Origin of the sequence: Streptomyces sp. NBC_01210, assembly GCF_036010325.1 — a bacterium.
GTDB lineage: Bacteria > Actinomycetota > Actinomycetes > Streptomycetales > Streptomycetaceae > Streptomyces.
This window is the reverse complement of record NZ_CP108549.1, coordinates 485,032-504,370: the sequence shown is the minus strand read 5'-3', so window position 1 is coordinate 504,370 and position 19,339 is coordinate 485,032. Positions and strand designations below refer to the sequence as shown.

Annotated in this window: 16 protein-coding genes; 6 read left to right on the top strand and 10 right to left on the bottom strand. The window is 68.2% G+C overall.

Going from position 1 to position 19,339, the window contains the following annotated elements; genetic code table 11:
• Positions 1-116 precede the first annotated feature (116 nt).
• Entirely contained in the window at positions 117-713 is a 597-nt protein-coding gene (locus OG735_RS02280) for a TetR/AcrR family transcriptional regulator (protein ID WP_327321428.1), read from the top strand.
• Between the two features lie 222 nt (positions 714-935).
• Positions 936-1,355, top strand: coding sequence for a hypothetical protein (locus OG735_RS02275; RefSeq protein ID WP_442812369.1), 420 nt, complete (start codon positions 936-938; stop codon positions 1,353-1,355).
• 120 nt (positions 1,356-1,475) lie between these two features.
• Here OG735_RS02275 and OG735_RS02270 read toward each other — a convergent pair whose 3' ends face one another.
• Both OG735_RS02270 and OG735_RS02265 read right to left on the bottom strand, forming a co-directional pair.
• A complete protein-coding gene (locus OG735_RS02270) occupies positions 1,476-3,575 on the bottom strand; it encodes a SpoIIE family protein phosphatase (protein WP_327321427.1) in 2,100 nt (699 codons plus the stop codon).
• A 655-nt stretch (positions 3,576-4,230) separates the two neighbouring features.
• Positions 4,231-5,061 (bottom strand): class I SAM-dependent methyltransferase, encoded by an 831-nt coding sequence (locus OG735_RS02265; RefSeq protein WP_327321426.1) that lies wholly within the window; start codon positions 5,059-5,061, stop codon positions 4,231-4,233.
• A gap of 72 nt (positions 5,062-5,133) precedes the next feature.
• On the opposite strand from OG735_RS02265, the gene OG735_RS02260 reads away from it, so the two are divergent.
• Together OG735_RS02260 and OG735_RS02255 are read left to right on the top strand one after the other, a co-directional pair.
• On the top strand, positions 5,134-5,733 hold the full coding sequence (locus OG735_RS02260) for a TetR/AcrR family transcriptional regulator (protein WP_327321425.1): 600 nt from the start codon (positions 5,134-5,136) through the stop codon (positions 5,731-5,733).
• 87 nt (positions 5,734-5,820) lie between these two features.
• Entirely contained in the window at positions 5,821-6,084 is a 264-nt protein-coding gene (locus OG735_RS02255) for a hypothetical protein (RefSeq protein ID WP_327321424.1), read from the top strand.
• Between the two features lie 185 nt (positions 6,085-6,269).
• Here the strand turns inward: OG735_RS02255 and OG735_RS02250 are convergent, their stop codons facing one another.
• The 3 genes from OG735_RS02250 to OG735_RS02240 all read right to left on the bottom strand — a co-directional run bounded on the left by OG735_RS02250 (position 6,270) and on the right by OG735_RS02240 (position 8,463).
• The gene (locus OG735_RS02250) at positions 6,270-6,473 is read right to left on the bottom strand and encodes a cold-shock protein (protein ID WP_327321423.1); all 204 of its coding nucleotides are present in this window, start codon (positions 6,471-6,473) and stop codon (positions 6,270-6,272) included.
• 618 nt (positions 6,474-7,091) lie between these two features.
• Positions 7,092-7,283: a DUF6381 family protein gene (locus OG735_RS02245; RefSeq protein WP_327321422.1), complete on the bottom strand. Its 192-nt coding sequence runs from the start codon at positions 7,281-7,283 to the stop codon at positions 7,092-7,094.
• Between the two features lie 364 nt (positions 7,284-7,647).
• Entirely contained in the window at positions 7,648-8,463 is an 816-nt protein-coding gene (locus OG735_RS02240) for an alpha/beta fold hydrolase (RefSeq protein WP_327321421.1), read from the bottom strand.
• Between the two features lie 627 nt (positions 8,464-9,090).
• Between OG735_RS02240 and OG735_RS02235 the strand changes: the two genes are divergently transcribed.
• Both OG735_RS02235 and OG735_RS02230 read left to right on the top strand, forming a co-directional pair.
• On the top strand, positions 9,091-10,734 hold the full coding sequence (locus OG735_RS02235; RefSeq protein ID WP_327321420.1) for a S8 family peptidase: 1,644 nt from the start codon (positions 9,091-9,093) through the stop codon (positions 10,732-10,734).
• Positions 10,735-11,013: 279 nt separating this feature from the next.
• A complete protein-coding gene (locus OG735_RS02230) occupies positions 11,014-11,169 on the top strand; it encodes a DUF6131 family protein (protein WP_327321419.1) in 156 nt (51 codons plus the stop codon).
• Positions 11,170-11,738: 569 nt separating this feature from the next.
• Here the strand turns inward: OG735_RS02230 and OG735_RS02225 are convergent.
• From OG735_RS02225 to OG735_RS02205, 5 genes are all read right to left on the bottom strand, one after another.
• On the bottom strand, positions 11,739-11,963 hold the full coding sequence (locus OG735_RS02225; RefSeq protein ID WP_327321418.1) for a trypco2 family protein: 225 nt from the start codon (positions 11,961-11,963) through the stop codon (positions 11,739-11,741).
• Positions 11,964-12,639: 676 nt separating this feature from the next.
• A complete protein-coding gene (gene sbnA, locus OG735_RS02220; RefSeq protein ID WP_327321417.1) occupies positions 12,640-13,740 on the bottom strand; it encodes a 2,3-diaminopropionate biosynthesis protein SbnA in 1,101 nt (366 codons plus the stop codon).
• 195 nt (positions 13,741-13,935) lie between these two features.
• On the bottom strand, positions 13,936-15,027 hold the full coding sequence (sbnB, locus tag OG735_RS02215) for a 2,3-diaminopropionate biosynthesis protein SbnB (RefSeq protein WP_327321416.1): 1,092 nt from the start codon (positions 15,025-15,027) through the stop codon (positions 13,936-13,938).
• Positions 15,024-16,028 carry a TauD/TfdA family dioxygenase gene (locus OG735_RS02210; RefSeq protein ID WP_327321415.1) on the bottom strand — a complete coding sequence of 335 codons (1,005 nt, stop codon included), beginning with the start codon at positions 16,026-16,028 and terminating at the stop codon, positions 15,024-15,026. Before OG735_RS02210 ends, sbnB begins: the two co-directional genes overlap by 4 nt.
• Positions 16,029-16,051: 23 nt before the next feature.
• A complete protein-coding gene (locus OG735_RS02205) occupies positions 16,052-19,333 on the bottom strand; it encodes a non-ribosomal peptide synthetase (protein WP_327321414.1) in 3,282 nt (1,093 codons plus the stop codon).
• Positions 19,334-19,339: the final 6 nt, after the last annotated feature.

Here is a 19,339-nt window from a genome sequence, read left to right as displayed (position 1 = left end):
GCGGGTGAGGCGGTCAGGAGCGTGCGGCTTCAGCTAGACTGAAAACCGGAGCGTTGTTCCGTTTAATATACGGAGCAGTGTTCCGCTTTGTCAACGGCCGTCGGAAGGAGAGCGTGGTGCCCACTACAAGCCAGTCCGGGGACGTGCCGGCCCGAAGCAAGCGGGCCGACGCGCTGCGCAACCAGCAGACGCTGCTTACCGCCGCCGCTGCGGTGTTCGTCACCTCCGGCGTCGACGCGCCGATCCGTGAGATCGCGGCCAGAGCCGGCGTTGGGATGGGGACGATCTACCGCCACTTCCCAAATCGGGCGGATCTCGTCGTCGCCGTCTACCGCCACCAGGTCGAGGCCTGCGCCGAGGCCGGTCCCACCCTGCTGGTCAGTGCCGACTCTCCGCTCGCAGCGCTCCGTCAGTGGGTCGACCTCTTCGTTGATTTCCTGGTCACGAAGCACGGACTCGCTAACGCGCTGCAATCGGACAGCAGCGGCTTCGATGCGCTGCACACCTACTTCCTCGACCGCTTGGTGCCCGTCTGCGCGCAGTTGCTCGACGCCGCAGTCAACGCCGGCGAGATCAGGCCCGGTACGCATGCCTACGAACTGATGCGCGGCATCGGCAACCTCTGCATCGGACGTGACAGCGATCCCCGCTATGACCCCCGCCGATTGGTCGAACTGCTCCTCCAGGGACTACAGCGACCGCAGTCATCCTGATGTCGACGGTCAGCCCGTATGCGGCGAGGGACCGTTCGGGCAGCGTTGTGTCGTCAGGCTGCCCGGGTGGCAGAACGAGTACGCGCCCGCGAGATCGATGACGACGAAGGGCGGCGCCTTGTGCGGATCGTCCGCCGGGGCAGCGGGTGGGTGGTGACATAGCGGCGGGCCCAGACGGTGCTGCTGTCCGCGCAGGGCATGCCCGTCGCGAGGATCGCCGAGGTGACGTTCACCAGCGCGGACCGGGTCCGGGACGTGATTCACGGCTTCAACGACGACGGCTTTGAGTCGCTCACGACCTGGAGCCTGGCCAGGCTGGCTGATTTCCTGGTCGCCGAGGGGGTGGTCGACGACATCAGCCACGAGGTTCTTCGGGTCCTGCTCCGCGAGGAGGGCATCTCGTTTCAACGCATGAAGACCTGGAAGACCTCCCGCGACCGCTGGGTCATACCCGAGGGCCGTGAGCCCGAAGTCGTCTTCTGCATGGACGAGTTCGGCCCGCTCAGCCTCCAGCCCCACCCCGGGCGGCAGCGCGCCGAGCGCGGCGGGAAGCACAAGGACCGAACGAGAACCCCTGGGCCCGGCGACGAGCGACTTACACCCGCCCGCACGGAGTCAGGCATGGGTTCCGGACGGAGCTGACGGCTACTGGACGGAGGGCCATCTCGGCCATCCGGTGTGGCCCTCCGATCAAGCGCCACAGTCCACACCCACCACGGGGCCAAACCATCGCCGGGCCCCGTCAACGGAACTCCTGCCCGATCAACGCTGAAGATGTTCAGAGCTGGGCATGAAGGGCTGCACGCGGGCGATGAGCAGGGCGACGTCATCGGGGTCGTCGGGACGCCGGAGTTCGTGAAGGAGCCGGTCGCAGGTTTCCTCCAGGGGGCGGTCGGGCCTGTCCAACAGGTGGAGGAGGGTTTCCAGGCGCTCGTCGATGGGGTGGTGGCGGGTTTCGACCAGTCCGTCGGTATACAGGACCAGCTGGTCACCGGGGCCGAGGTCGAAAGTGGTGGTCTCGAAGGCGACGCCGCCCACTCCCAACGGGGTGCCGGTGGGCAGGTCGAGCAGTTCGGGGCGCCTGCCGCTGCGCACGAGGGCGGGGGGCAGGTGGCCGGCGGTGGCGATGTGGCAGTCGGCGCGGTGTGGGTCGTAGACGGCGTACACGCAGGTGGCGATGTAGTGCTCCAGCCCCGAGGTGATCTTGTCGAGGTGCTGGAGGACCTGGGCGGGGTCGAGGTCGAGGTCGGCGAAGGCGCTGGTGGCGGTACGCAGGCGGCCCATGGTGGCGGCGGCGTCAATGCCGCTGCCCATGACGTCGCCCACGACGAGTGCGGTCTTGTCCCTGTCGAGCGGGAGGACGTCGTACCAGTCGCCGCCGATCTCGTAGGTGGCCTGTGCGGGCCGGTACCGGGAGGCGACCTCCAGGCCTGGAAGGTGCGGCGGGTGTTCCGGAAGGAGGCTGCGTTGCAGGGTCTCGGCGGCGTTGCGCACGCTCTGGTGCGTGCGGGCGTTGTCGATGCACACGGCGGCGCGGGAGGCCAGTTCAGTGGCGAGGGCGAGGTCGTCCTCGTCGAAGGGCAGGGGGTTGCGGGCGCGGGTGAGACTTACGAAGCCGAGGATCTGGCCGCGGGCGGTGAGCGGGGCCAGCATGTACGAGTGCACGCCGGCGCGGGCCAGCAGAGTGGCGGCGTGCCGGTCGCGGGCGAGGCGCGCCAGGTCGTTGTTGTCCGCGTGCGTGATCAGGATCGGGCGGCCGGTGCGTACGCATTGGGTGGCCAGCCGGTCGGTGTCGTAGGCGGCGAGGTGGCCGGGTGGGTCGGCGGCCTCAGCGGCTTCGGTCGGATAGGCGGCCTTCACCGCGAGGGCGCGAAAAAGGGTAGGGCCGTCGCGGGATGCTGGGTGGCCGTCTTCCAGGACGGAGTCGAGGACGTTGACCGCGACCACGTCGGCGAGCTCGGGAACGGTGACCTCGCCCAGCTCTTGGGCGGTCTGTTCCACTTCCAAGGTGGTGCCGATGCGAATGGAGCCGTCGGCGATCAGGGCCAGGCGCCGCCGGGCCTCGGCAGCCTCCATGGCTGCCTGATAACGGTCGGTGACATCCACCACCAGGTCGGCCACCCCGAGTACACGTCCCTGGGGGTCATCCAGCCGGTACAACGAGATTGACCAGGCATGCTTGTGGTCGTCCGCAGGCGTGTGGCCGACGATGGTGGACTGGTCGACCATGGGGATCCCGGTCTCGAGGACCTGCCGCATCGCGACCTCGGGTACCTCGAACTTCGCTGAGGTCATGATCTCGCGGTAGTGCCGGCCGAGGTGGTCTTTCGCGGGTATGCCGTGCATCTGCTCCAGGGCGGGGTTGACGGCCAGGTACCGCAGATCGGTGTCGAGGATCGCCAGCCCGATGGGGGACTGGGAGATCAGCCGGGTGGACAGTGCGACATCGCGCTCCACCTTTCGAAGCGTCGGTGAGTCGGTGGCGAGCCCGAGGGCGTAGAAGTCGCCGCGGTCGTCCAGCAGTCGCATGTTACGCAGCTCCACCAACCGGGTGCTGCCGTCCTTGTGCCGAATGGGGAACGCTCCGGCCCAGCTCTGGCCGGACTCCATGACCTCGGCGAACTGCTTGATCACCAGATCCCAGTGCTGTTCGTGCACGAGTAGCGGCGCCGCGTACTGCCCGAGCGCCTCTTGGGCGGTGTAGCCGTACAGGTCCTCGGCCTGCGGGCTCCACAAGACGATCCGCCCCTCGGCGTCCAGCAGCACGGCGGCGACACTGAGGAGGTCCAACAGCCCGCTCGGCTGCGATGATCTTTCCTCCGGCTTACCGGTGTCATCCGGATTACCTTCGGCTACGCTCACCCGGGCACTCCTTCCACCTGCCGGACCGCGTGGGCCGTCTTCCGCCGCGGTCCTCGGCCTGTCCACTTGTTTGCGGCCTGCCCTCTTGTCCAGTGAGTGCTTCGGCTTCCATGGTCCCCCTGGATCGCCGTACCGGACACCCGTCCGTACGGGGTTCGTCGTACGAAGGCCGTCCCATGCTGCACCTGACGTGATCATTCGGCGTGACCAATAGCTGGGGTCAGCGGCGCATCCGGCACGTCGAGGTCTGCCTCAGAGAGTCCGAGGTGTGCGCGGACGGCGGCGTTGTCCCCGGCCGCGTCGGCGAGACGGGCAGCGGCGTCGAAGGCAAAGCAGTTCGACGCGGTGCATCCGCACCTCCTTGCTCGGGACCGGGAGCCCACCAAAACCGTGGCCTGCGGCGTCAACCTCTTCGACAAGCAGCGGGAGGAGGCCGAGCCGAGAAGCGCATGGCCGTCCTTGTCGAGTGGCGGTTCCGGACCGCCCTCAACTGGCCATGCTCCGAGCAGACGGCTATCCGGCAGCCGGCCCTTTGCCTGCACCGAACGGCGGCGCGTCACCGGGAGTCATATCGGCGCGCAGAGTGGTACTCGCACGAATTCAGCACCACGGGTTGGGCCTGCGTCCCCGCCGGCGGAGGGCGACCAGAGTCGGGTCAGGCGGCGGCGGTTCGCGCCGCGGTGACCGCCACCGTCGCGTAACGCATCATGAAGCTGCCACCCATTACGTCGATAGCGGCCCCGACGCCCTCCAGTACCTCCGCCAGCTTGTCGGGCGGCAGCTGGGTGAGGGCGGCATGGGTAGGCATCTGGTCCAGCCACGCGTCCCGGGTGTAGGACCACTTCCAGTCGAATCGCCACTGCTCCGGGTGGCTGAACCCGCCCACCTCTCGGATCCCGTCGGCGGCCTTGGTGAACAGCACCTGGTATCCGTACAGGGCTTGCTTCGTCATCACTTGGAGGTTGAACGGCGAGTCGGGCATCACCCGCCGGTAGACCGCGGCGAAAGCTTCCGCCACGTCGGGCGGAAGCTGGAACACGTTCCAGAACGCTGCCAGTCGACCGCCGGGCCGCAGCACCTGCGCGGCCTTGGACGCTCCCGCCACCGGGTCTATCCAGTGCCAGGCCTGGCCGGCGACGACCGCATCGAATTCCCGGCCGGCCGGGTCCCAGCCTTCAAACGTCGCTACGTCAACCTCGACCCCGAGCTGCCGCGCCAGGTCGGTCATCCGCGCGTCGGGCTCCACCCCGAGCACCCTGGAGCCGGCCGCCTGGAACTGTCGGGCGGCGATTCCGGTACCACAGCCGACGTCGAGAACGTCGGGGCCGGGGCTGCAGGCGACGATCCGGTCCACCATGCCTTCGGGATAGCGGGGCCGGGCCCGGTCGTAGCGTTCGGCATCCGAGCCGAACGATTCCGCTGCCTGTCGGCGTTCATGAGGCTCGTGTTCGGAAAGAGGCACTCGCTCCGGCGGTATAGTGGGCATGTGCCCACTATGAATGGGCATGCGCCCACTCGTCAATCGAAACGGGCCCAGCCAGCGAAGGAGAGATGCACGGTGCCGACAGGGGTAGCCATCCGCGACGCGCGCGAGCAGCTGTTCGACGCCGCCGAGCGTGTCCTGCTCCGGGACGGGCCGAGCGCGCTGACCAGCCGCGCGGTCACCGCGGAGGCAGGCTGCGCCAAGGGCGTCCTGCACCGGCACTTCGCCGACTTCGACGCCTTCCTCGCCGAGCTCGTGCTGGACCGCGTCGGCCGGATCGACAACCAGGCCGCCGCCCTGCGCAACTCCGCCGGGACCGGCAGCGTCGCCGACAACCTCACCGGCGCTCTGACGGACCTGTTCGGGTCGGTCGCTGTGGCGATGGTCGGCCTCGTCACCTCCCGGGATGACCTGCGCGCCCGGCTCCGCCGGACCACGCCGACCGGCATCCCGGTACTGACGGAAGCTACGGCCATGATCGCCTCCTACCTCACCACCGAGCGCGAACTGGGCCGCATCGCGGCGGATGCCGACGTCGACACCCTCGCTCCCACGCTGATCGGGGCCGGACACATGCTTTTCGCCGACCGGAAAGGCGGCCCGCCGGAGGCTGGAGCCGTCCACAAGGTCGTGGCCACGGTCATCGTCGGCGTTGTTCAAGCACCACGGCCATGAACGGCCCAGCAGCAAGCCCGCACCCGGGCGCGAGCCGCGGCAGCGATCGCGCTCAGGCAAACAGAGAAGCCCTCGGGGCAGCTGACGGTGGTGTTCGCCGAGTTTCACCGCACGCCGACGCCCGGCGGCTACCTGCTGCTGGGGGTCTGTGTCGGCAATGAGCACTTGCCTCCGGCACAGAGGTATGGCCATCAGGTGTCGTACCAGTCCTACCTCCTGCCACTGAACCGCATCGCCGAACTACTGGGCCATGCCGGAGTCGTCGTCACCGCACGCTGGGAGCAGGAGCCAAGCGAGCGGGTGAGGAGGCAACACCGCTGCCTCCTGGCCCGCAAACCCGAACAGCCGTAACGCAGAGGCCAGCCGCCCCCCTTGCATCGGGGACCACAACGGACCGGTGGCGACGAGAGCGCGCGGCCCCAACATCGGTCCAGGAGGCGCACGAGTTCATCGCGCGCCCTCACTGGCTCAGCACCGTGCCGTAGGCCCCTGATACCGAGGGTCAGCACTTCTTGGCGCGATGAATGCTGCCCTACTTACATGCGGTGGACTTGCTCTGCCTGCGGCCCCTTGGGGCCTTGGGTGACGTCGTATTCGACCTTGTCACCCTCCTGCAGCTCTTTGAAGCCGGTGGACTGGATGGCGGAGAAGTGGACGAACACGTCCGGGCCGCCGTCGTCCTGTTGGATGAAGCCGAAGCCCTTGTCGGCGTTGAACCACTTCACGGTGCCTGTTGCCATCAGTCCACATCCTTTGTTCCATGCCGCGGCACGGCCTTGGCCGCGCCCCGTAGCCCATCGCGGCCACGGCTCCTGAACCTTGCCATCGCGAGCCGGCTTCCGTCGATGAACGCACCGCCCAAGTCGCCCGGACAGCAGGTTCTTCAACGGCATTCGGAGACCAGCCGGAGCCGGCATCGCCATTCTCGTGCTCCTTCGTCGGGCCCAACTGCGCCAACGGCGCCTCCCGACCTCCGTATGTCTCCCGGCTGCCTCCTTCCGGGCGGTGGCCCGGGCGTGGCGGACACGCGACGACCGCGCGAGAGATCACGACCCCCCGGTGCCGAATGCATCGGCGCGGAGGAGACCGGACTGCTGGCGGCGCAGAAAATGACCGAGCCGGGCGTGGTCGCACTGCCGATCTGTGGCAACGACACCAGGCCAAGGCATGCTGACCCGAAGGTCCGGACCTGCTTCAGGCCCTCTCCGCAGACTGACCCGACCAGAACTTGCTACAGACACAAATGACCGGCCGGCGGCCCGGTTCAGTACGCGAGGGTTCTCGCGAACCGAACCAGTGCCTCTCGCGCGCCTGGAGGGTCGCGGGGGCTGCCACCGGCCGGTGCTTGCGACGGGCCGTTACAGCATGGGGTCGATGTCCCGGCCGCCCATGCCGCTTTCCTGCTGGCTCTCTTCCTTGAGCCGACGGGCCTTGTCCTTCAGCCGCTGACGCTCCTCCGGATCCGTGGCACGCTCCGCGGCCTGCTCCATCTCTTGGGCCTTCTGACGCATCTGCTTGGAACGACCGCCAGACTCGCCTGCAACGCTCATGATCACTCCTTGGTGTGACGGGGAGAGCGGGCCGCACCAGCGAACCATCGCCCCCACGCTCGTGCATCTCGAACGGTCACCCACGGCTATCGACGCAGCTCGAACGCCGTGTCGGCTTCCAGATCTGCGCGACGAGACACTGGCAATGCAGAGCTTGCTCCCGGTCGAGGACTGGGCTGCGTCCGGTCCGGGTTTGTGGAGGATCCCCGGACGCGCACCACGTCCAGTTCGTGGCCGGTATCGGGGCATTCCCGTATCGGCCCCGGTCGACGGCGGACTCGCAGTCGGCGGCGTCGTTGCCGGTGTGATCCTCGTGCGGAGCCGCGGCGATCTCCACCTCGTAACGTAAAGGTGCTGATGCCGATCATGGCCGGGGCCCGGTCAGGTACTCGGCGATGCGTTCCCCCCAGGTCCGGATGTCGGCGCGAGCTCGGGACACATGCAGGTCGGCGTGCGGAAGCAAGTGGGCCAGCGTTTCCGCGGTCGACAGGGGGTGACCCAGGTCATCCGGCCAGGCCAGGATCAAGCCCGGCAGGCGCAGCGCCGCGACTGCCGTGGGGGAGGGCAGGTCGGACAGCGCCAGGCCGCGCAGAACGGACGGCAGTACCCGCTCGGCGGGCGTCGGTGGGAACTCGGGAACGTCGGCTACGGCTGCGGGGCGAGGCCGTTTCCCCTTGGCGGCGAGCCAATCGTCCACTCCCTCTCGTTCGATGGTGTCAGCGGATTCCCGGTTGACCTGAGCATGGGCCTCCCGCGTCGTCCAAGCCGTAGGTGGGATGAGCAGGACCAGTCGGGAGAACCGGTCGGGCGCCTGGACAGCGGCGTGCAGCACGCTGCCGCATCCCATGGACGCGCCCATGGCGTCGACGGGCTCGGCGGCGCCCAGGTGATCGAGCAGGGCCAGCAGATCGCCGGCAAGGGAGGGATAGGTGTAGTCGGTGTCCACGGGGTCGCCGGTGGATCGCCCGTGCCCCCGGGCGTCATAGCGGACCAGGCGTTGCCCCGCGGCCAGGACCGGCGCCCAGTCGAACAGGCCCATCCGGTCCTCGACGGCCTGACTGACGAACCCGCCGTGCGCATACACCGCGAGAGGGCCCTCACCGGCGTCGTCGTAGACCAGCTCGGCCCGTCGATGCCGGAAGCGGCCTTCCCTGACCGTGTGACTTCCCACTGCCCTCATAGCCGCGCGCCTTGTCTCGACACCTCTGCGTAAATTTTACGACTGCGAGATCAGAGCGGTCCGGCTTGAAACGCGCGCGGCGAGGCCGCGGTGGCCAGTCCGCAACGCTGCTTCGGCGGCAGGGTGTGCGGCTGAGGGTGCAACTGCGCACAACGCCCTTGTCGGGCGGGAGAATTGTGCGACCACCAGGAGCGTTGCCGCTGCCGGCACCCGGCCGTTCACCGCGATGACCGCGAGCACAGTCCGCATCCGTTCCACCGAGTGGATTCAGACGATCAGCGACGGAACATGGGTCGAACTCCGGCGTCAACCAGTTCTGTTGACTCGACAACGGCACTTGCAAGAGCCAATCACCGGTCAGAGAAGGCACTTGCGTGATCGGAACCTTTCCATCCGGGACCATTGTCTGACATCTTGCGTCCACCACTTCCCACAATCGGCCCGGTCGGCACCACCAGCGCCGCCGGGCTCTCGGAGGATGCATTGCTCACCCTCATATCAGGCCGTCTGAGACGCTCGGTCGTGGCCGCCGCTGCCCTCGGCGCGGCCGTCGCGTTGGTAACTCCCGTCGGGGCTGCCCAGGCAGCGACGACCACGTCGGGGACTTCTGGGGCCTCCGCGTCGCCCATGGCCTCGTGGGCCGCCGGTACCCGGGCCTACCTGGTCATCACCGCACCGGGCGACACCTCGGCCGTACAGACCGCTGTCACGGACAACGGTGGCACGGTGTTCGCACACTACGACGCAATCGGCGTGATCGTGGCGCACTCGGCGTCCACGACCTTCGCCGGCATCATGCGCGGCGTCAGCGGGGTCCAGCAGGTCGGCGCCACCCGGACCTCGGATGTTCCGGCCGACGCCTACAACCCCGCAATTCCCGCTGCTCCCACGCAGGCCACGACCACCCTCACCGAGTCCAACCGCTGGGACATGACCCAGATCAATGCCGACAAGGCATGGGCCGTGACCACCGGCTCCTCCGCGGTCAAGGTCGGTGTCCTCGACACCGGCGTCGACGACCTGCACCAGGACATCGCACCCAACTTCGACGCGGCGGACTCCGTCTCCTGCGCCTATGGCAAGGCGGACACGAGGACCGGCGCATGGCGCCCCGTCGGCGACCACGGCACGCATGTGGCGGGCACGATCGCGGCGGCCAAGAACGGCAAGGGTGTCATCGGTGTGGCCCCGGGCGTCAAGGTCTCCTCCGTCCGGATCGCCGAGCCGAACACCAGCATGTTCTTCGCCGAGAACACCGTCTGCGGGTTCATGTGGGCCGGCGACCACAGCTTCAAGGTCACCAACAACAGCTATTACACAGACCCGTGGATGTTCAACTGCCCGGACAACGTGGACCAGGCAGCGATCATCGAGGGCGTCAGGCGCGCCCAGGAGTACGCGGAGAGCAAGGGCTCGCTGCAGGTCGCGGCCGCGGGCAACTCCAACTACGACCTGGCGAACAAGCGGACCGACACATCGAGCCCGAACGACTCGACCCCCGTCACCCGCACCATCACCAACGCCTGCATCGACATCCCCACCGAGCTGCCGGGCGTGGTCACCGTCGCAGCCATGGGCAATGGCAACGTCAAGGCCTCGTACTCCAACCTCGGCCGGAACATCATCGACATCGCGGCCCCGGGCGGCGACGGCGCGTCCGGGGTCTACTCGACGCTGCCCGGCGGCAAGTACGGCACCATGAACGGCACGTCGATGGCTTCCCCGCACGTCGCCGGTGCGGCCGCACTGCTGGCGAGCACCAACCCCGGCTCCACGCCTGCGGACCTCCGGGCCAAGCTGGCCGCCCAGGCCACCGACACAGCCTGCCCCTCCGACAGCCGCTGCACGGGCACGACCGCCAACAACAGTTTCTTCGGCGAGGGCCAGGTCGACGCGCTGAAGGCCGTCGGTGGCACGCCGCCGCCCGGCGCGTACTTCGAGAACACTGTGGACGTGGCCATCGCCGACAACTCCACGGTGGAGTCTCCGCTCACCGTGACCGGGGTCAGCGGCAACGCCCCGGCCACGCTCAAGGTCGGCGTGGACATCAAGCACACCTACCGCGGCGACCTCGTGCTCTCTCTCGTGGCCCCCGACGGCACGGTCTATACGCTCGAGGACTTTCCGAACAATGACGGCACCGACAACGTCGCCAAGACGTACACCGTGAACGCCTCGTCGGAAGTGGCCGCGGGCACCTGGAAGCTGCGCGTCCGTGACGTCGCCTCCCAGGACACCGGCAAGATCGACGCCTGGAACCTGACCTTCTAGTGCGTCATCGGGTCCCGGTGGGAGCTGTGCGCAGCTCTCACCGGGACCTGAGCTCAGTGCGCAGCCAATGGGTCGTCCGACCTGCTCCGCTGCAGGTACGAGCGCGGGCATCACGCAGCCTGGGAGCCTGGGAAGCAAAGCCGTGCCTTGGCTACGTGGCGGCGGTGCTCACGTGCGGTATACGCGGATGTGCTGGTCAGGGCGAGCCCAGGGTTTGCCCCGAATAAGGGCGGGGAGCTGTAAGGAGAGAGGGGGGCCGCTCCTCTACCGGAGGACATCATGATCATCCTCGGAGTCATTCTGCTCATCATCGGCCTTTTGGCCGGCATCGGTATTCTCTGGACCATCGGGATCATCCTGGTCGCGATCGGGATTGTTCTGTGGATTCTTGGAGCGGTAGGACACGCGGTCGGCGGCCGACAGCACTACTGGTAGCGCCGCGGCACCTCATCAGGGTGTTCGGCCGACTCCGCCCCGCCGGGCATCGGACCGCCTACCGAACGCGGGGCGACCCGCACTGCTGCCTTGGGCACGTGACCGCGCAGGGGCCAGGCCCGCTTCGAGGCGGCTGTTCATGTCCAGCCCGAGCCTGGCGAGCGGGTTCAGGGACGTCCCGAACGGCGGGGAGTGCCAGGACCCGATGGTCCGGGCAGGCAGCAGCGAGACCGGCCGGGCGTCGTGTGCTCACGGCATGGCACGCCGAGCGTGTCTCCGGTGACGGCGCTTCAGTGTGGGGTCGCGAGCGAGATCGGCGAAGGCGGCCGTGGCGCGTTCGCCGTCGTGATCTGCCAGCGCGCGGACGGTCGCCAGACGCCAAGCGCTGTCCACCGTGGTGTCCTGCGCGAGGGCGACAAGCAGGTCCGTGCCGCACTCTTCCCCGGCGTCGGCCAGAATGACGGCAGACTGCAGGCGGATCCTGACGTTCAGACCGGCGTCATGGGCGAGGTGACGGAGTATGGCCGGGCCGCGATCGTCTCCGATGCTGGTCAGCTTCTCGGCCGACCTCAGACGGACGTCGGCTGGGGTGCTCGCGTCGTGGGCGAGGCTGCCGAGATCCTGGTTTTGGCGTTGCCCTCCTTGCGGACCTCGACGGAGAACTCCAACTCCACAGGCCCCGTACGGAACTTCAGCTTCCCTTCGCCCTCGCCCTCGTGGGCAGCTTGTTGCAACTGCCCCCGGACCGCACTGATTGTCTCGCCCAGCTCAGCCCACAATGGCGCCTCGGACATATACCCCCCTAGCCTTGCGGTGCGACGGGAGTCACCGTAGGGCTACCGCATCCCGCGGGTCCCCGAAATCGGTGAAGTGCCCGCGGATTCGTGAAGCACGGGGTCATGCCCAAACGTGCAACCCGCTGCCGATGCTGGTGCGTGGGGTGGGTGAGTGGTCTCCGGGCTGTTTCCGGCTTTGAAGCGTCTTCTGTACGCGAGACGCGCAGGGAGCCGTCAAGAAGGTGACTGGTGCCCCCATTCGGTGTGGCGCCGGATGATCCAGTCACCCTGAACAACGGAGCTGCTGTCTACGGTGACACTCGTCCTGCCTGCCGTCGGCCGGCGACGAGAAGCCGTACTTCGGTACGAAGCCGGATGGCTCCGCCGTTCCGCGTCTGGGGGAGCCGCTTCCGGACCCAACGCCCTCTGATGCGCCCTCCGTTGCATCAGCCATGTTCGTTAGAGGCGGGGGTCAGCCTGCAGCTAGGCTGACGGAACGTGGTCGCCTCTCCGCAGTGAGGTCACCTGCGACGTCGCCCGCGCCTTTCCTGGCTCTCGGTGAGAGTGTCCTGTCTGACCGAACGCAGTGATGCGTTGTTCGATATCACCGATGCAGCATCTGTGCCGGGATCTGGTCCCGTTTCCGCGGGAGTGGGGGCGCCCGGAGGCGGATGGACGGATCACGACGCTCAGCTCACCACGACCCGCCACGGGGTCGGTTGCCGGACGCGGCCTGGGCCTGGGTGTCGTGCTCGTGACGCTGAGGGCGCGGCTGCGGGCGCGGTGACCGCACTGGTGGTCCGGGGCGGGCTGCCGGGCAGCTGGCGGCGGTCACCTTGTCGGGGTTGAGCACGTCCTCGCCGTACAGGTCCTGCACCCAGTTGGTCTGGTAGATGGTGTCGAGGTAGCGCTCGCCGAGGTCCGGGGCGATGGCCACGGCGGTGAGTTCGCGCGCGTCGTGCCGGGCCAGCCAGCCCATGGCGCCGCTGACCACCGTGCCGGTGGATCCGCCGAACAGGAAGCCCGCTCTGGCCAGGTGACGGCAGGCGCGGATGGTGTCCGCCTCCTCAACGCGTATCACCTCGTCCACATAGGACTCGTCGAGCAGCGGTGGACGGATGCTCATGCCCAGACCGGGAATCATCCGGCGTCCCGGGGTACCGCCGAAGGCCACCGAGCCGACGCTGTCCAGTGCGACGACATGCACCGGCCGGTGCCACTCCCGGAAGTAGCGTGCACAGCCCATCAGGGTCCCGGTGGTGCCGGCCCCGACGAACAGCACGTCCAGGTGCGGGAACTGGCGGGCGATCTCCGGCGCTGTCTTGCGGTAGTGGGCCTTCCAGTTGCTCGGGTTGGTGTACTGGCTGAGCCATACGTAACGGTCGTCGGAGGCGCACAGCGCGCGGATGTACTCGAGTCGTGCGCCGAGGAAGCCGCCATTGGCCTCCTGTCCGGCGATGATGTGCACCTGGCTGCCCAGGGCCTCCATCATCAGCCTGGTCGACAGGTTGCAGCGGGAGTCCGTCACGCACAGGAACCGGTAGCCCTTGCTCGCCGCGATCATGCTCAGCGCCACGCCGAGGTTTCCGGACGAGGACTCGACCAGGATCGAATTCGGCGTCAGGACTCCATCCCGCTCGGCGGTCTCCACCATCTCGGTCGCGGCTTTCAGCTTGATCGAGCCGGCGAAGTTGAAGCCCTCACATTTGAGGAAGAGCGACTGCCCGAAGATCGACCGAAGGTCGACATAGAGCTCCTCTTCGTTGAAGGCGTAGGGAACGGAAATGACGGGCATGATGGCCTCCTCCTCTGCGGCATTGCGCCTCGGGAATGTCCATCCGACCGTGGTGGCGGGCTTCTCGCCTTACCTGTGTTCACCGAGTCGGACGGGGAGTTGGGCTAGGGGCCGCAGTGTGGTGCGCGTTGATCTGCGGCGATTTGGCCGCTGATTACTCGGGGGTCAGCTCCGCATAAGCCTCCTTGTTGTTGGTCAGCCGAGGTTTCGGTCGGCTCGTCCGTACCGGCTCAGTTCGTGGAAGAAGTCGTCGATGATCTGCAGTTCTCCGGAGCGGACCACCTCGTCGTAGACGTACTTGCCGACGGCGAGGTCGAGTACTCCGAGGCCGAACGGCGAGAACACCAGCGGTCGGTGCACCGGCACGGTCACCCGCCCGGCCATCACGTCGTCCAAGGTGCCGTGCAGGAAGTCCCGGTTGCCCGTGAGCTGCTCGGCCAGATGCGGCGAGGTGTTGGCCTTCAGGCAGTGCTCGATGTCATCGACGATGTTGGCCGATGCCAGCAGGATCTGCGGCGCGAGGTCGCGCAGCGACACATGCAGCACCAGCGGATTGTGCGCGAACCACGACGGATCGCTGACGTGCGGCTGGGCGGCGACGGTGGCGAAGACCACCAGGTCGCTGTTCCGGATCAGCTGCTCGGCGCTGTCGTGCACGGTGATCCGGCCGGCGGTGCCCGACTGCTCCAGGTAGGTGCGGAAGCCTGCCGCGCTCTCGGGGGACAGGTCGTGCACGCCGATCTCGTCGAACGACCAGCCGGTGCCGGCCAGGAAGGCGTGGATGTAGCGGGCGATCAAGCCCACCCCGAAGAACCCGACGCGCGTCGGGCGCCGCCGGTCGCGGCTGAGCCAGTCGGCCGCTGACGCGGCTGACGCGGCCGTCCTGGTGGCGCTGATGATCGAGCTTTCCAGACAGGCGAACGGGTAGCCGGTGTCATGGTCGTTGAGGATGAGCACGGCCGAGGCACGAGGGATGCCTGCCGTCACGTTCTGCGGGAAGCTGGAGATCCACTTCAGGCCGTCCACCCGCACCGCCCCGCCGATCGAGGCGGGCAGCGCGATGATCCGGGAGGACGGGCGGTCGGGGAAACGCAGGAAGTAGGACGGCGGGTTCACCGAATCACCGGCGCCGTGCAGCCGGTAGGTGGCCTCGACCAACTCCACGATCTCCTTCTCGCGCCCCTGCAGCACGCGCTGAACCTGGGCACCGGGGATCACCGCAAACGGCGGCACAGCCATCGGCTCGGACATTGCGGACTCCATAGCGGTGGGACGGATGGTGGTCATCCTGCGGGCACTTTGACGGTCGGCGAGCAGTCGGCCAGGTGAGTTGGATCGGCCATCGCGACGAGCACTTCCCGCGGTCCTTCGAAGGGTTCCCTGCTGTGTGCGGTGCGGATGTTGTCGACGAGCAGCAGGTCGCCGGCCTGCCACGGCTCGCGTGCGGTGTTCTCCTCGTAGATCTTGTTGAGCAGTTGTACGACGTCGTCGCCGATCGGGTCGCCTTCGCCGAAGCGGGTGTTGAACGGCAGTCCGTCGGCGCCGTACTCGTCGATGAGGTACTCGCGCACCTCGGGGGCCAGCGTCCATTCGTTGAGGAAGGCGATCTGGTTGAACCAGCAGCGCCGGCCGGTGACCGGGTGCCGCACCACGGCGCTGCGGCGTTGTCTGGTGCGCAGTCCACCGTCGGGCTGCCACGCGAACTCGATCGCGTTGGCACGGCAGTAGCTCTCGACGGCGCCCCGCTCATCTGTTCCGAACGCCTCGGCCAGGGACGCCCCGATCTCGTCGTTGTAGCTGCGGGTGAGCAGCCAGCCCTCCCGCTCGAACCGTTCGGTCAACTCGGTGGGCAGCGCGTCGAGCACGGTCGGTGAGTCGGCCACCGCGGTCGCCCCGCCCTCGGTGGGCGCACCGATGCATGCGAACAGCATCAGGCCGGGGAACTCGAGCCGGTAGCTCAGTTCGTGGTGCATGCACATGGGCTGGTTCGGTGGCCACTGCGATGAGGAGTAGACGCCTTCGGAGTAGGTCTGGCGGGGGGCGAAGGCCTCCTTCTCGGTCATCGGAGCGGTGGCCAGCCGCTGAAGGATCCCGTCGACTCCGGCCGCGTCGCGCAGCCCCAGGCCGCGGACCAGGACCGAACCGTGCTCGGCGACAACGGCGCGCAGCGCGTCCCGTTGCCCGGCCGCCCAGCTCGCCGCGTCGACGGTGGCTTCGACCCGCAGCATGGGAGGTTTGCCGGGTTTCGTCTCCACGTCGAGCAGTGATGTCGGGGATGAGGACGACATCTCGTTTTCCTTTCAGTCGCGGCTCAGTAAGAAGTCGGCCACTCGGCGGCGCTCAGCACGGCCTTGGCCACCTCGGTCGGACGGGTGCGCAGGAAGTAGTGGCCGCCGTCGGCGAGCTCGTGCAGGTCGACGTGCTCGGCGAGGAGTTGCCAGTCGCGGTACCGGCGTGGGAACTGCGCCGTGCTCGGGTCGTCGGCGGCGACGACGACGGTGACCGGCGCGGACAGCTTCACCGCCGGCGGCGTGTCAAGGACATCGGCGAAATAGCGGTGCGCGGACACACAGTCGTGCCGGTATGCCGCACCGACATGCTCGGCGCGCTGCGCATCCAGCTCACCGAGCCCGGTGTAGCTGCTGTCCGCGCTCAGCGCCGCGGCGATCTCGGCGTTGCTCCGCCCGGTCAGCTCGGTGACGATCTCGGTGTTGCTCCGCCCGGTCAGCTCGGTGATGGCGGCGCGCCGGTCGGTGGCGTCACCGAGCAGTTGCGCGCCGAGGAACACCCGCTGGACGTCCACCCCGCGCTCCTGCAGCTGCCTGGCCGTCTCCACGGCCAACGCCGTACCCGAGGAGTGGCCCCACAGCAGGACCCTGGTCAGGCCACGCCCGGTGATCTCGGCGACGACCTGTTCAACCACCTCTGCGATCGGCGCGAACGGCTCACTCCCGCCGGGAGTATCGGAATTGCGCACGTCGACGGCGTAGACCGCTGGTCCGCTGCCCCGCAGTGCATTGGCCAGCGCCTGGAAGTCCATCGCGTCGCCGCCGGCGCAGGGGAAGCCAACCAAAGCCCCTGCTTGAGCACCGTCACTTTCCGTCAGCGGCTGCAGTACGGAGCTCCGGTCGGACCGGCCGTCGACCAGTTCGGCCAGGTCGGCGAGCACCGGGTGACGGGTGACGTCCTTGAGGGAGACCATTCGGTCCAGCGAGATGGCCAGCCGCACTGCCGACAGCGATGTGCCGCCGCGGTCGAAGAAGTGGTCCCGTCTGCTGATCCGGTTCTGTGGGATGCCGAGGACCTTGGCCCACATGGCGGCGAGTCGCTGTTCGGTCGGCGTGCTGGGTGCCTGGTAGGCATCCCCGACCGTGTCGAGTTCTTCGGCGAGTGAGGCCAGTGCTCTCCTGTCGATCTTGCCATTGGCCGTCAGGGGCAGGCTGTCCCGCCAGTGGAAGACCGACGGGACCATGTACTTGGGCAGCGACCCGCTCAGCCGGTCCCGTAGGAAACCGGACTTCAGCAGGAGCGGACCCGAGTAGAAGGCCACCAAGTCCTTGCTGCGGCCGGTCCGTTCGGTGACGACTACCGCGCCGTCGCGGACACTGGGGAGGCGCAGCAGGGTGTTCTCGATCTCGCCGATCTCGATCCGGAAGCCGCGGATCTTGACCTGGGCATCGCGGCGGCCGAGGAACTCCAGCTTGCCTTCCGGGTGCCAGCGGCCGAAGTCGCCGCCCCGGTAGAGCCGCTGGCCCTTTCGGTGCGGATCCGCCATGAAGGCCAGCCGGGTCCGCTCAGGGTCGTTGACGTACCCGCGGCCGACGCAGACTCCGGAGAAGACAATCTCGCCGGGGGCGCCGAGCGGTACGGGTGTGAGGTGTTCGTCGACGACGTAGACGTGCACGTTGTTGACCGGGCGGCCGAGCAGGATCCGGTCCGGCACCCGGTCCATGACCTCGTGGTTGGTGTCGTCGGAGGTCTCGGTCAGCCCGTAGGCGTTGACCAGTCCGATCCCGGGCTGGGCGGTGAACCAGCGCTCGGCGAGCTCCTTCTTCAGCGCCTCACCGGTCACCGACACGTACCGCAGACCGGGCAGCGTGCGGGGGTGCCGTTCGAGATCGGACAGAACGGCATCGAGATACGACGGCACGACCTGCAGCACTGCGACCCCACCGTCGACGATCTTGTCGAGGAAGCGGGGGACGTCCAGGATGACTTCCTGCTCGACCAGCAGGGTTCGCCCGCCGACCAGGAGCGCGGAGAGCAGCTGCCACAGCGAGATGTCGAAGCACTGGGGTGCGGTCTGGGCCACCACCTGCCCCTCGCCGATCCCCAGATCGTCGATCTTGGCGTAGAGGTGGTTGAGCATGCCCGCGTGCTCACACATCGCCCCCTTCGGCTCGCCCGTGGAGCCGGAGGTGAAGTAGATGTAGGCGAGCTGGTCCGCGGCTACGGCGATACCGGGATCACCGTCGGCATGGTCTTCTTCGTAGGCCGTGTCGACGACCAGCGTCTGCATGGCGGGCAGCGTGGTCAGGGCCTGGTCGAGGGTGGTGGTGCTGCCGGGTTCGGTCAGCACGAGGCCGCATTCGGCGCGGGCCAGTGTGGTCGCGATGCGCCCGGCCGGGAAATGCGGCTCGACGGGAAGGTATGCGCCGCCGGCCTTGAAGACCGCGAGGACGGCGGCCAGCCAGTTGAGGTTGCGCTCGGTCACCACCGCCACGACGCCCTCGCGGGCAAGGCCGCGGGCCTGCAGGGCGTGTGCCAGCCGGTTCGCCCGGGCGTTGAGTTCCCGGTAGGTCCACTGCCTCTCGCCGTGCACGGCTGCGACGGCGTCCGGATGCGCCCGCACCCGCTCCTCGAACAGCTCGTGCACCCGGCGGTCCGGCAACTCCCGGCGCGGTCCGGCCAGCCCCTCGAGCTGGAAGCGGAGTTCCTCGTCGGACAGCAGGCTCTGCCGCCCGTGCCCGGCATCGGGGTCGGCGGCGATCAGGCCGAGTGCGGTGAGGTGGTAGCCGGCGATCCTGGCGGCGCAGTCCGCGTCCAGCACGTCGGTGCGGAAGCGCAGCCGCAGCACGAGTTGGTCGCCGCGGCGGGGGAATCCCACCTCCAGCACGGTGTCCTCGGCGAGATCGCCGCCGCCTCCGGTCGGATCGAACGCGGTCTCGAACGGCGCTTGGGTCAGCCCCAGTTCGCGCCACAGATCACCGACCGGGAAATCCTTGTGTGCCAGCAGTTCCGAGGCGACCCGATGGGAGTTCAGCAGCAGTGCCCGCCATGAGTCGGGTGCGGTGGTCAACCGACACGGCAGCGGTTGGCTGGCTTCGGCGACGACGTAGCCGGTGGTGATCTCCTGCTCGCCGGACAGCGCCGAGAGCACCTTGGCGTGCGCGGCCAGCAGCACCGAACCGAGCGGCACCTCCAGCTCCTCCGCCAGCCGGCACAACGCTCCCACGACGTCGTCCGGGATCGCCGCCTTGTACTCGACGACGCCCGGCACCGGATTGAGCGTCCACCGCGGCACAGTGGTGAACCCGCCGGCGACGAGCACACCGCGCCAGAACTCCACGTTGGCATTCACGGGCGTTCCCATGGTGGT